Below are 12,334 nucleotides of genomic sequence, written 5' to 3'. Positions count from 1 at the left end.
CCCGTGGGATCATCGGCCCATGAACACCACGCTCGACGAGGTGAGGAACACCGCGATCCGCCTGGCGGACGCCGTCGAGTCCGAGGCGCCCCGGGCCGCCGAGAAGCTCCGCGCCGCCGCCGCCGACCCGTCGGACTCTCCGGATGCGCTCTTGGGCTTGCGGAGCGCCCTCATCGAGACCCGCCCGGCGTGGGAGGAGTGTGCCGGAGACCATCTCGCCGGCGAGGCTCGGGCCGTGCTGCGGTCGGCGAAGCGCCTCGCCATCGAGATGTGATCACGTGGCCGTCCATCCGGACCAACGCCCGACCGTGACGTCGATGAGCGGGCCTGCCGGTGGTGTCACCCCGTACTGCGGGTACTTCTCTGCCAGCAGGCGGGCGGCGGCGGCAACGGCCTCGGGGTCGTCGTCTACGCGGGCGGTGCCCTCGGCCCTCACCCACCAGAGGCGGTCCCAGTCGTCGTGGTAGCCACTGGCGAGCACCGTCACCCGCGGGTCGGTGCGGATGTTGTCGAGGCGTCGCAGGGCACGGGTCGACTTCGGCTTGTGGTCGACGGCCGTGACCAGGCGGTTCGGGCCGTCGAGAGCGAAGACGATCGGCACGAGGTGCGCCCCCTTCCCACCGATGGTTCCGAGCACCGCCACAGGGGCGCTCGTCATGCGCTCGATGCACTCCTCGGGGCTCACCGGCTCAGCCTACGTCGAGCGGTCGGTGGCGTTCTCGCTTGCGGGGTACTCGTGTCGGCCTGCGGGTCGGGCGGCGCCGCGGTGTCCACCGCAGATCCGCCTGCCGCAACGCCGACGACGCTCGTGGCCGCCGTTCCGGGCAGCCCTCCCGTGTTCCTCGGTGGCGGGGATTGCGATGCCACCGGCCCTTTCGTTCGGTGGGTCGTCGAGAACCGCGACGTCGTCGCCCACGATCTCGTGATCGAGACGCGAGGCGAACAACCGGTGGAGATCGCATTGGACGCCGGTGAGGCCGCCGGCGGGACGTTCCTCACCGACCGCCGACCGAACGAGCCTCGCCGGTTCGTCGCCGGTTGGAGCGACGCGCCGGAGTCGCGCAGCGTCTTGGTGTTCCGGCCGGACTTGTGCGCGCCGGGCTACGAGACTCCGGCGAGGGGGCCGACGTTCGTCGCCGGAGCGTCGTGCGTCGACGACACACCCACCATCGAGTGGCACCTCGAGAACTCGGCGCCGTCGGATCGGGTGATGAACGTGACGGTGACGGACGACCGGAACGAGGGGGAGGTCGTCGTGTGGCCCGAAGACGGCGGGACGGTGCAAGCCGTGCCTGGCGCCGACCTCGACGGCAGCGCTCCCGTGCCGGCCGGGTTCGCCGCCGGCGCCGAGATCAGGGTCAGGGCGTGGTGGCGCACCAACGATCCGAACACCCACAGCAGGGTGGCCGCATTCGTCCCCGAATGCTGATCGCCCTCCCGTTCTGGCGTACCCCCATCGCATATGTGCGACATGGGGACGCCGGAACGGTGTTGGTCCGGGCGTCAGGCGTTGTAGGTGGTCGCAGACACGTCGCCCCCCGTGCCGGTCCAGTCGGTGTGGAAGTACTCGCCGCGTGGCCGGTCGACTCGTTCGTACGTGTGGGCTCCGAAGTAGTCCCGCTGCGCCTGCAGCAGGTTGGCGGGGAGCCGCTCGGATCGGTAGCCGTCGTAGAACGCAAGCGCCGCCGAGTATGCGGGCACCGGGATCCCGGCGGTGACCGCCCGCCCCACCGTGCGGCGCCACCCTCCCTGGGCGGCGTGGATCTCGTCGACGAAGAACGGGATCGTGAGGAGGCTGCGCGTCTCGGGATGGCTCCGGTACGCCCCCATGATGTCGGAGAGGAACCGAGACCGGATGATGCAACCGCCGCGCCACATCGAGGCGATCGAGGCGAAGTCGAGCCCCCACTCGTGCTCGTCGTCGGCGGCGTCGAGGAGCATGAACCCCTGGGCGTACGAAACGATCTTCGACGCGTAGAGGGCGTGCTCGAGGTCGGCGAGCACGCCGGCGCGCTCACCTTGGAGAGATGGCTCCGGTCCTTCGAGCACGGCGGCCGCCTCGCGGCGCCGCTCCTTCAGGGCCGACAGGATCCTGGCGTAGACGGCCTCGGCGACGAGCGACACGGGCTGGCCGGTCTCCATCGATGAGATCACCGTCCACTTGCCAGTCCCCTTCTGGCCTGCCGCGTCGAGGATGCTCTCGACGAGGGGGCCCCCTCCGTCGTCGGCGTGGCGCAGGATGGCTGCCGTGATCTCGATGAGGTACGAGTCGAGCCGGCCCTCGTTCCAGGCGGCGAACTCGTCGGCCATCTCGGGATACGACATGCCCAAGCCGCGGCGCATGATGTCGTAGGCCTCGGCGATGACCTGCATGTCTCCGTACTCGATGCCGTTGTGGACCATCTTGACGTAGTGGCCGGCGCCGTTCGGCCCGACCCAGTCGCAGCACGGGACGCCGTCCACCGAGGCGGCGATCGCCTGGAAGATCGGCCGAACGTGCTCCCAGGCGTCCGGGGACCCGCCCGGCATGAGAGAGGGTCCATGCCGGGCGCCCTCCTCGCCGCCCGACACGCCGGTGCCGACGTAGCGGAGGCCGGCGGCTTCGACCTTGCTCGTGCGGCGGATCGTGTCCGTGTAGAGGGAGTTGCCCCCGTCGATGATGATGTCGCCCTGTTCGAGCATCGGGATGAGCGTGTCGATCGTGTCGTCGACCGGCCGGCCCGCCTTGATCATCAGCATCACTCGCCGCGGCTTCTCGAGGGCGGCGACGAGGCCCTCCAACGATCGGGCACCGACGATCGGCTTGCCGGCGGCCTCGTCGGCGACGAACTCGTCGACTCGCTCGACGGTGCGATTGGCAGCCGCAACCGTGAAGCCGTGATCCGCCATGTTGAGCGCCAGGTTGCTGCCCATCACGGCCAGCCCGTAGATCCCGATGTCGGCTGCGGCGCCTGCGGAGGCCGCAGTCGCATTCGAGTTCTCGGCCATGGCTTCAAGCTAGTGGTCCTTCGGCGACGCCAGGCGCAGCGACCTCGTAGGACGTACCGACCTCCCGACTCGTGCGTCCCGGCCCGCCCGTGCGGTGAGGCGGAAACGCCGGGCGCGCCGAGACGTCGCCCTCCCGGCCTTGGTGTTACCCTCCCTCATCCGGAGGCGGTGACCGAGCCACCCGGAGGGGAATAGGCCAAGCACGTGAGCGAGCCGCAGCCAGTACTCCAGGTCTCGGACCTACATACGCAGTTCCATACCCAGGATGGAACGGTTCACGCCGTCAACGGCGTCAGCTTCACGCTGAACAGAGGCGAGTTCCTCGGAGTGGTCGGCGAGAGCGGCTCCGGGAAGAGCGTCACGATGATGTCGCTGTTACGCCTCATCCCCATACCGCCAGGGAAGATCATCTCGGGAGAGGCGATCTTCGAAGGCAGGGATCTCCTCACCCTCGACGCAGACGACCTCCGAGCCGTTCGCGGTGGCAAGATCGGCTTCATCTTCCAGGATCCCATGACCTCTTTGAACCCGGTGCTCACGATCGGCTATCAGATCATGGAGTCGCTCAAGATCCATCAGCGGTTGCGTGATAAGAAACTCGAGGCCCGGGCCGTGGAGCTCCTCGACCTCGTGGGGATCCCAGGGGCACGGCGGCGTCTCAAATCGTTCCCGCACGAGCTCTCGGGAGGCATGCGGCAGCGTGTCATGATCGCCGTGGCCCTGGCGTGCTCGCCGCAGGTGATCATCGCCGACGAGCCGACGACGGCGCTCGATGTCACGATCCAGGCCCAGATCGTCGAGATCGTCAAAGAGCTGCGGGAGCGGCTCGGAACGGCCGTGGTGTGGATCACCCACGACCTCGGTGTCGTGGCGGGTATCGCCGACCGTGTGATCGTCATGTACGGAGGCCAGGTCGTCGAGGAGGCGACGGTCGGTGATCTGTACGAGACGCCGCGGCACCCATACACGCAAGGGTTGCTCGGGTCGCTTCCCCGTCTCGACCAGAAGGGCAAGGAGCTCGTCAACATCAAGGGCCAGCCTCCCAGCCTCTACAGCCCCCCGACGAGCTGCCCCTTCGAGCCCCGCTGCCCGTACGCCTTCGAGCGCTGCCGCAACGAGAACCCGCCGCTGATGCAGATCTCGGAGACCCGCAAGGTCGCCTGCTGGTGGGACACGGAGCTGAACAGGCCACGAGATGGAACGTAGCGCCCCGGGCGCCGCCCCCGCCCCACCTGCGTCTCGACGCGAGGTGCTGGTCAGCGTAAAAGACCTCAAGAAGCACTTCCCGATCATGAAGGGAGTCTTCCGACGGCAGGTCGGGGCCGTGAAGGCGGTCGACGGCGTCAGCTTCGACATCCATCGTGGCGAGACGCTCGGCCTGGTCGGCGAGAGCGGGTCGGGTAAGTCGACCACGGGACGCGTCATCCTCCAGCTCGACCACGCCACCGAGGGTTCCGTGACGTTCGACGGGGTCGTGCTCACCAGCACGAAAGGCGAGCGGCTCCGCACGCTGCGACCGCGCATGCAGATGGTCTTCCAGGATCCGCACGCCTCGCTCAACCCGAGGATGACCGTATCGTCGATCGTCGGCGAGCCCCTCAGGGAGCACGGAACGGCCAAGGGCAAGGAGCGGCGCCAGAGGATCGAAGAGCTGCTCAGCCTGGTCGGCCTCGAAGCGAAGCACGCCAACCGGTACCCACACGAGTTCTCGGGTGGGCAGCGTCAGCGGATCGGCATCGCCAGGGCGATCGCGCTGAATCCAGACTTCATCGTGTGCGACGAGCCGATCGCCGCCCTCGATGTCTCGATCCAGGCGCAGGTCGTCAACCTCCTCGAGAACCTTCAGGACGTACTCAATTTGACGTATCTGTTCATCTCGCACGACTTGAGCATGGTGCGCCACATCGCCGATCGCATCGCGGTGATGTACCTCGGCAAGATCATGGAGCTCTCCGATGTCGACGCCCTCTACAACGACCCGAAGCACCCCTACACGATGGCTCTGCTGTCGGCGGTGCCCGTGCCGGACCCGAAGGTGGAAGCGACCCGTAAGCGGATCATCCTCCAGGGAGACATCCCGAGCCCGGCAACCCCTCCTCCGGGCTGTCCGTTCAACACCAGGTGTCCCGTCGCCCAGGAACGGTGCGTGATCGAGAAGCCGGAGTGGCGGGAACTAGAGCCGGGCCGGTGGGTGGCATGCCACTTCGCGAAGTGAAAAGACGCGGCTGGATCGCCATGATCCGGGAGCGTCTTCCCTGTCCGGATTGCTGGATTCTGTTACCGTTCGCGACATGCCGGTCGATCGCACCGGCACATGGAGGCAAACCATGAAACGATGGAGATGGGTCTCTCTGGTCGCGGTCCTGGCGCTCGTCGTCGCTTCGTGCGGCGGCGACGACGGAGCCGAAGACACGACCACGACGCCCCCCGGAGAATCAACTACAACCAGCAGCGAGCCCGGCACGACGGCGGAGCCGGGGACGACCACGGAAGCACCGCCGACCGGAGGCGTAGCCGGTGAGGGCGGCCTCTTGGCCCTGCTCCAATGGCAGGCGCCGTCCACACTCAACCCATTCCTGTCCGGAGGTACCAAGGAACTGCTGGCGGCCTCTCTCATCTTGGAGCCGCTGGCCGAGTTCAGCCCCGAGGGTGAGCTGGTTGCGTCACTGGCCGCCGAGATCCCGACCGTCGAGAACGGCGGGGTGTCCGAGGACCTCACTTCGGTGACCTGGACGCTCAAGGAAGGGGTCACGTGGTCGGACGGCACACCCCTGACCGCCGATGACGTCGTGTTCACGTGGGAGTACTGCACGCAGACGAGCGACTGCACTCAGTCGACGTTCTTCGCCGGCATCACCGCCGTCGAGGCAGTCGACCCAGTGACCGCCCTGGTCACGTTCGACTCTCCGCAGCCGTTCCCGTACAACGCATTCGTGACCTATCAGTCACCGATCCTGCAGAAGGCGCAGTTCGAGAATTGCGTCGGCGCCAACGCGGCGCAGTGCACGGACGAGAACTTCTCGCCCGTGGGCACCGGCCCGTTCACCGTTACGGAGTTCCTCACGAACGACACGGCGAGCTACGCGCTGAACCCCAACTACCGGGGCATCGCCGACGGCAAGCCGTTCTTCGGAGAGGTGCTCATCAAGGGTGGCGGCGACGCCGAGGCTGCGGCGCGGTCCGTGCTCGAGCTCGGTGAGGCCGATTACGCCTGGAACCTGCAGGTCGACCCGGTCGTGCTCGCCAACATGGAGGCGGCAGGGCTCGGCGTCGTCGATGCCGGGTTCGCCTCGAACGTGGAGCGCATCGACATCAACCAGACGAACGCCGACCCGGACCTCGGGGCCGACCGGTCCGAGTACCTCGACGGGGCGAACCCGCACCCGTTCCTCACGGACCCGGCCGTGGTGAACGCCATGTCGATGGCGATCGACCGTCAGGTGATCGTGGATGTGGCGTACGGCGATGGCGGTCTGTCAACGTGCAACCTGTGGCCGATCGAGACGGAGACGGGTGGCCAGTCCACCAACAACGACGCTTGCCTGGTTCAGGACATCGAGGGAGCCATCGCGCTCCTCGAGGGAGCCGGCTACGTCGACAGCGATGGCGACGGGATCCGCGAGACGCCGGACGGCGACCCGCTGTTCGTCCTCTACCAGACGTCGACGAACGCCGTGCGGCAGACGACCCAGGACCTGGTCAAGGACTGGTGGAGCCAGATCGGAATCGATGCAGAGCTGAAGAACGTCGTCGCCGACGTCTACTTCGGGGGCGATCCGGCCAGCCCGGACACCTACCAGAAGTTCTACGCCGACGTCGAGATGTACACCAACGGCTCTGGGAGCCCCGACCCGCAAACGTACCTGGGTAACTACGTCACCGACCAGATCGTCACCGCCGACAACTTCGGCGGCTCGAACATCCCCCGGTGGTCGCGGCCCGAGTTCGACGCCCTCTATGCAGAGCTGCAGGGGACGACGGACTTCGCCCAGCGCAAGGAGCTGTCGATCCAGCTGAACGACATGATCGTTCAGGGCGGAGCGATCATCCCGCTCACGTGGCGCGGATCGGTGTCGGCCTTCGCCAACACCCTGCAGGGCTACGGGACCGTCAACGGGTGGGACTCGGAGTACTGGAACGTGGAGGACTGGGTGCGCAGCTAGCAGCGACGCGCACTCGGACGTGGATGATGGGAGGGCCTTTCGGGAGTGATCCTGAGAGGCCCTTCCGCTGAAAACGGCAGGGGCGGATGGGTCGATACATCGTTCGGAGAACTCTGATCGCGATCCCGACGCTGATCGTGATCAGCTTCGTCATCTTCGCCATCCTCGACCTGGCGCCGGGCGACCCGACGGCCTCGTTGCCGTTGACCATCCCACCCGAGACCCGTGAGAGGATCCGGGAGACGCTCGGGCTCAACGACCCGTTCTTCTTCCGGTGGGTGAAGTGGACGAATCAGATGTTCATCACCGAGCCGCTCAACATGATCGAGGAGATCTTCAACGTCAGCATCGGCGACAGCGCCAACAGGACTCGCCTCCTGTCGTGGTCTTCTCGGGCACCCGTCGTCGACATCATCATCCAGCGGATCCCGCAGACCCTCTGGGTCCTCGGCCTGGCTTTCATCTTCGGGATCGTCATCGCCATCCCCGTCGGGGTCATATCTGCCTACAAGCAGTATTCGGCGTTCGACAACGTCGGGACGTTCGTCTCGATGGTCGGCTACTCCGTCCCGACGTTCTTCACCGGTCTGCTGGCGATCGTCATCTTCAGCGTCTACCTGGGGTGGTTCCCGTCGTTCTACGACACGACGCACACCGTGACCGATTGGGACAGCTTCGTCGTCCAGGTGAAACAGATGATCATGCCCGTGGCCGTGCTGTCTCTCTTCAACGCGGCTGCGCTGAGTCGTTTCACCCGGTCGTCCGTGCTCGACAACCTCAACGACGACTATGTCCGCACGGCGCGCTCCAAGGGGCTTCGTGAGAACCGGGTGCTGATCCGTCACGTGCTGCGCAACAGCCTCATCCCGGTCGTGACGCTCATCGCCCTCCAGATCCCCGGGATCTTCGCAGGGGCGATCATCACCGAGCAGATCTTCAGGATCAACGGCCTCGGCCAGCTGCTAATCAGCTCGATCCAGGGTGCCGACATACCCATGGTGCAGACGCTGACGTTCATCTTCGCCGTGCTCACCGTGGGGTTCAACCTCCTCGCCGACGTCACGTACGGCTTGCTCGATCCCCGGATCCGATATGACTGACCGACCACCGACCGAATAGGCAGGCGGATGGCTACGACACAAGAGCGCATCGAGGAGGCGGCAGCCGTAGACGGCATTGCCGTCGACGGCAAGCACCGATCGTTGTGGGCCGACGTGAGGCGCCAGTTCCGCCGCCACAAGGGCGCCGTCGTTGGCCTGTTCGTGCTGACGCTGATCGTCCTGACCAGCTTCCTCGGTCCGTTCTTCTACCCGTGGGACCCGTTCGCCATCGACGTGCCGAACGCCAACCTGAGCCCTTCGGTGCGGCACCTGCTGGGGACCGACAACCTCGGCCGCGACGTCGCGGCCAGGGTCATGATCGGCGGGAGGATCTCGCTGGCCGTCGGGATGACGGCGATGCTGCTCGGGGTCTTCATCGGGACGGCGATCGGGGTCGTCTCGGGGTTCTTCAGGCGCCTCGACGGACCCCTGATGCGTCTGACCGACATGTTCCTCGCTCTCCCCGTCCTGCCCCTGTTGCTGGTGATCATCATGCTGTTCCGGGACGCCCTGCGAGCGAGGTTCGGCCCGGAGGCCGGCATCTTCCTCCTGGTGGTGTTCGTGATCGGGATCACGAGCTGGATGCAGACGGCCCGGGTGGTGCGAGGCGAGGTGTTGTCGATCAAGGAGGAGGAGTTCGTGCTGGCGGCTCAGAGCATCGGCACGAGGCGGCGCAACATCGTCGCCCGCCACATCCTTCCGAACGTGCTGAGCCCCGTGATGGTGGCCGCCGCCCTCGGCGTCGCCGTCGCCATCATCACGGAGTCTGCGTTGTCTTTCCTCGGTCTCGGCTTCCCGTCCGACTTCCCGACGTGGGGCCGGCTCCTCCTCGACGCCAAGGACTACATCAACATCACGCCGATGCGGGTGATCTGGCCGGGCTTGATGATCTCGCTGACGGTCATCAGCGTGAACTTCATCGGCGACGGGCTCCGCGACGCCCTGGATCCGAAGCTGCGCAGCAAGTAGCACGGCGTTCGCCGCGGCCTTCAGGGGGTCGGGAACGCCGGGATCTCGTCGCCATAGAGCCATGCTTCGAAGAGAGGCCGCATGTCCTCGCCCGACACCTCGCTCGCCACGCCGATGAAGTCATCCGTCGATGCCACGCCGCCTGCGAAGCGGTCGACGTACGACCGCAGGATGTCGAAGAAGTTCTCGTCGCCGACCGTGAGGCGGAGGGCGTGCAGCGTCATGGCACCGACGCGGTAGACCGACCCGTTGAACAGGTCGCCCGCTGGAGGAGACCCGGGAGGGGGAAGTCCGAAGGCCGCGAATGCCTGGCGCTCCTGCTCGATTCCCAGAGCGAGTGCCTCCTCCCCGAACTGGGCCTCGATCCACAGCCACTCTGCGTACGAGGCGAAGCCTTCGTTGAGCCAGATGTCCTTCCACTGGGCGAGAGAGACGACGTCGCCGAACCACTGGTGGGCGAGCTCGTGGACGAGCACGATCTCGAAGTCGGGAGACTCTGCGAACCCCCGGCCGAACACCGAGAGGGTTTGGTTCTCGAGGGCTGCCGGGAACCCGTCGACGATGGCGATCCCGTACTCGTCGAACGGGTATGGCCCGAAGCGCTCCGAGAAGAACTCGATCATCTCGGCCTGCTGGTCGAGGGCGCCCGGTGGTGCCGCCGCCAAGTCTGGCGGCAGCACGTTGCGGATGGCGACCCCGCCGATATCCGGCCCCGAGTCGTCGGGGACGATCGAGAAGTCCCCGATCACCACCGTCGCCAGGTAAGGCGCCATCAGCTCGTCGAGCTCCCAGACCCACGTCGAGGCGCCGACGTCCGTGACGGTCTCGATGTGCTCGCCGTTCGCCGCCGCGGTCGTCCCGTCCGGGACGGTGATCCGGAAGGTGAACGCCGCTTTGTCCGCCGGATGGTCGTTGCACGGGAACCAGGTCCGGGCGGCATCCGGCTCGGCGACGACGTAGCTCTGGCCGTTGACGGTCGACCATCCGACGTTGAGGGGGATCGCAGAAGACGTCGTGGCGACCGGTTTGCCGTGGTAGGCGACCGTCACGACGAAGTCCTCGCCTGCTGCGATCGGCGCCGGCGGCTCGACGGTCAACTCCTCGGTCGTCCTGTCCCAGAGCGCCGGGGCGGCGTCGACGGTCAACTCGGTGATCTCGAACCCGATGAAGTCGAGGTTGAACCGGGCGAGGTCGCTGGTGGCGGCGGCGGCGATCGTCACGAGGGAGGTGAGCGTCCCCGTCGCCGGGTCGAACGTGAGGTCGAGGTGGTAGTTGGCGACGTCGTAGCCGGGGTTGCCGAGCGTCGGAAAGTAGGAGTCACCGATCCCCTCTACCTCTGCGAACCCGACCGCTGTGGTCGTTGGAGCCATGGTGGTCGTCGTGGTCGTTGTCGTGGTGGTGGACGCGGGGATGGTGGTCGTCGGTGCGGTTGTCGATGTCGCCGCAGCGGCCGGCGCCTCCGGGACGGCGGTCGTCGTCGGAGCAGCCGACGTGCAGCCGGAGACGGCGAGCGCCAAGAGGACCGTCAGAGGAGCCGCACGCCGTGACATGCGTCGAATGTAGGGCGTTCGCCGCGCAACGGGTGCTGTTATGCGTCCGGGAAGCCGGGAAGCGGATCGGCGGCGAACCAGGCGTCGATGTAGAACCGCAGGTCCTGGCCCGACGCCCGGTACGTCTCCGACACGAGGTCGCTCGTCGTGATCACGTCACCCTTGTGGTCACTGTGGAGGGTTCGCAGCAGATCGAAGAACGCCCGGTCACCGATCTTCAGTCGCAAGGCGTGGAGGTACACCGCCCCGTACAGGAAGGTCGCGGTGCCGTAGATGTCGCCCTCGATCGGGTCGTTGGGGGCCTGCCACGCCGAGTCCTTCACCTCGGAGCGCGCCACCCTGGCGACGACCTCGATCGACTTCGACCCGTTCTGGTTCTCGAGCCACATCCAGCTCGCATAGAGCGGGAGCGACGTCGACAGCCAGACCTCCGACCAGGTGCGGGGTGTCGCGCTGTCGCCGAACCAGTGTCGTGCCAGATCGGCGACGATTCGCAGCTCTGCCTGGTTCTCGTCGGCGAGCTGCTCGGCCGTCAGGATCGACCAGGTGTTCGCTGGGAGGGGAGGGGAGATGCCGTCGATGACGGCGATCCCGTACGAGTCGTACGGGAATGGACCAAGCCGTTGCTCGAGGAAGTCGATCATGGCGTCCACCTTCCCGAGGACCGGGGGTGGGTCGTCCGCCATGGCCGCCGGGAGGAGGTTCCTGAGGTCGACGCCCGACGAGGTCTTCGGCTCCATGAGCGTTGCGTCGCGGATTGCCAGCGTGATGGCTTGCGGGCCGACCGGCTGGCTCGTCGTCCACTCGGTGGTGGTCGTCTCGGGGCCTTGCACTCGGTTCGTCATGTTGCCGCTGGCGATCCCGAACAGCGGCGTGGGCGCCGAGATCTCGATCCTCCAGGTCGCCCTGTCGAGGGGATGGTCGTTTACGGGGGCCCAGAGGTGGGTTCCGTCGGGGTCGGCCGTGACGAACACGGTTCCCGTATCGGTGATCGTCCACCCGACCTCGTGTCGAGCCAGGTCCGATCGGTGAAGGCCGGGCGGTCCGACGTACCGCACCTCGGTGACGAAGGTGTCACCCGCTGCGATGGGCGAGGCAGGCGTCACCGTGAGCTTGGATCGGTCGAGGTCGGCCTTGGCGTCCTCGCCGTTCACCGTGATCGACTGGATGGCGAACTCGGCGAAGTCGAGCGTGAACGTGTCGAGGGCTTCCGTCGCTTCTGCCTCGACGGTGGCGGTGATCCGTGCCGTTGCGAGCTTCGGCTTCCACTGGACGGCCAGGTCGTATGCGACCACGTCGTACCCGCCGTTGCCGAGACCAGGGGCGAGCGGGTCGCCGATCGACGTCGGGGTCGGGGCGAGCTCCGTCACCGCCCTGGCCGGAGGCTCGGTGGTCGTCGTCGGCTGGCGCGGCGCAGGGCCGCTCCTCCCGCACGAAGCCGCCAGCACGGCGAAGGCGGCGAACAGGCATACCCGAGTGAAGGGCCGGGACCTCATCCAAGGGTTTTCGGCAGGATGCCCGTTGCCCCTGAGGGGGATTGACGATCCGTTCCGGCGTCCCGGCA

At 66.9% G+C, this 12,334-nt stretch carries 11 protein-coding genes; 7 read left to right on the top strand and 4 right to left on the bottom strand.

Features of this window, described 5'->3' with window-relative positions:
• The first annotated feature begins 19 nt into the window (after positions 1-19).
• Positions 20-274: a hypothetical protein gene (locus VGC47_04975; protein ID HEX9854647.1), complete on the top strand. Its 255-nt coding sequence runs from the start codon at positions 20-22 to the stop codon at positions 272-274.
• Here VGC47_04975 and VGC47_04970 read toward each other — a convergent pair whose 3' ends face one another.
• Complete coding sequence (locus VGC47_04970) at positions 275-685, bottom strand: TIGR03668 family PPOX class F420-dependent oxidoreductase (protein ID HEX9854646.1); 411 nt, start codon at positions 683-685, stop codon at positions 275-277.
• An 81-nt stretch (positions 686-766) separates the two neighbouring features.
• Between VGC47_04970 and VGC47_04965 the strand changes: the two genes are divergently transcribed.
• Positions 767-1,429: a hypothetical protein gene (locus tag VGC47_04965; protein HEX9854645.1), complete on the top strand. Its 663-nt coding sequence runs from the start codon at positions 767-769 to the stop codon at positions 1,427-1,429.
• Between the two features lie 74 nt (positions 1,430-1,503).
• Here the strand turns inward: VGC47_04965 and gnd are convergent, their stop codons facing one another.
• On the bottom strand, positions 1,504-2,988 hold the full coding sequence (gnd, locus tag VGC47_04960) for a decarboxylating NADP(+)-dependent phosphogluconate dehydrogenase (GenBank protein HEX9854644.1): 1,485 nt from the start codon (positions 2,986-2,988) through the stop codon (positions 1,504-1,506).
• Between the two features lie 204 nt (positions 2,989-3,192).
• Between gnd and VGC47_04955 the strand changes: the two genes are divergently transcribed.
• The 5 genes from VGC47_04955 (at position 3,193) to VGC47_04935 (ending at position 9,220) form a co-directional block, all read left to right on the top strand.
• Positions 3,193-4,194 (top strand): ABC transporter ATP-binding protein, encoded by a 1,002-nt coding sequence (locus tag VGC47_04955; protein HEX9854643.1) that lies wholly within the window; start codon positions 3,193-3,195, stop codon positions 4,192-4,194.
• On the top strand, positions 4,184-5,203 hold the full coding sequence (locus tag VGC47_04950) for an oligopeptide/dipeptide ABC transporter ATP-binding protein (GenBank protein HEX9854642.1): 1,020 nt from the start codon (positions 4,184-4,186) through the stop codon (positions 5,201-5,203). Before VGC47_04955 ends, VGC47_04950 begins: the two co-directional genes overlap by 11 nt.
• A 112-nt stretch (positions 5,204-5,315) precedes the next feature.
• Positions 5,316-7,151 carry a peptide ABC transporter substrate-binding protein gene (locus VGC47_04945; protein ID HEX9854641.1) on the top strand — a complete coding sequence of 612 codons (1,836 nt, stop codon included), beginning with the start codon at positions 5,316-5,318 and terminating at the stop codon, positions 7,149-7,151.
• An 86-nt stretch (positions 7,152-7,237) separates the two neighbouring features.
• Positions 7,238-8,251: an ABC transporter permease gene (locus VGC47_04940; GenBank protein ID HEX9854640.1), complete on the top strand. Its 1,014-nt coding sequence runs from the start codon at positions 7,238-7,240 to the stop codon at positions 8,249-8,251.
• Between the two features lie 27 nt (positions 8,252-8,278).
• A complete protein-coding gene (locus VGC47_04935) occupies positions 8,279-9,220 on the top strand; it encodes an ABC transporter permease (GenBank protein HEX9854639.1) in 942 nt (313 codons plus the stop codon).
• 20 nt (positions 9,221-9,240) lie between these two features.
• On the opposite strand, the gene VGC47_04930 is transcribed toward VGC47_04935, so the two are convergent.
• Together VGC47_04930 and VGC47_04925 are read right to left on the bottom strand one after the other, a co-directional pair.
• Positions 9,241-10,770: a M1 family metallopeptidase gene (locus VGC47_04930; protein HEX9854638.1), complete on the bottom strand. Its 1,530-nt coding sequence runs from the start codon at positions 10,768-10,770 to the stop codon at positions 9,241-9,243.
• A 38-nt stretch (positions 10,771-10,808) separates the two neighbouring features.
• Positions 10,809-12,266 carry a M1 family aminopeptidase gene (locus VGC47_04925; protein ID HEX9854637.1) on the bottom strand — a complete coding sequence of 486 codons (1,458 nt, stop codon included), beginning with the start codon at positions 12,264-12,266 and terminating at the stop codon, positions 10,809-10,811.
• Between the last annotated feature and the right edge of the window lie 68 nt (positions 12,267-12,334).

This window comes from Acidimicrobiia bacterium, from assembly GCA_036396535.1.
In the GTDB taxonomy this organism is placed as follows: domain Bacteria; phylum Actinomycetota; class Acidimicrobiia; order Spongiisociales; family UBA5794; genus DASWKR01.
Note: the sequence above shows the minus strand (reverse complement) of the source record. Positions and strands in the feature narration are given on the sequence as shown.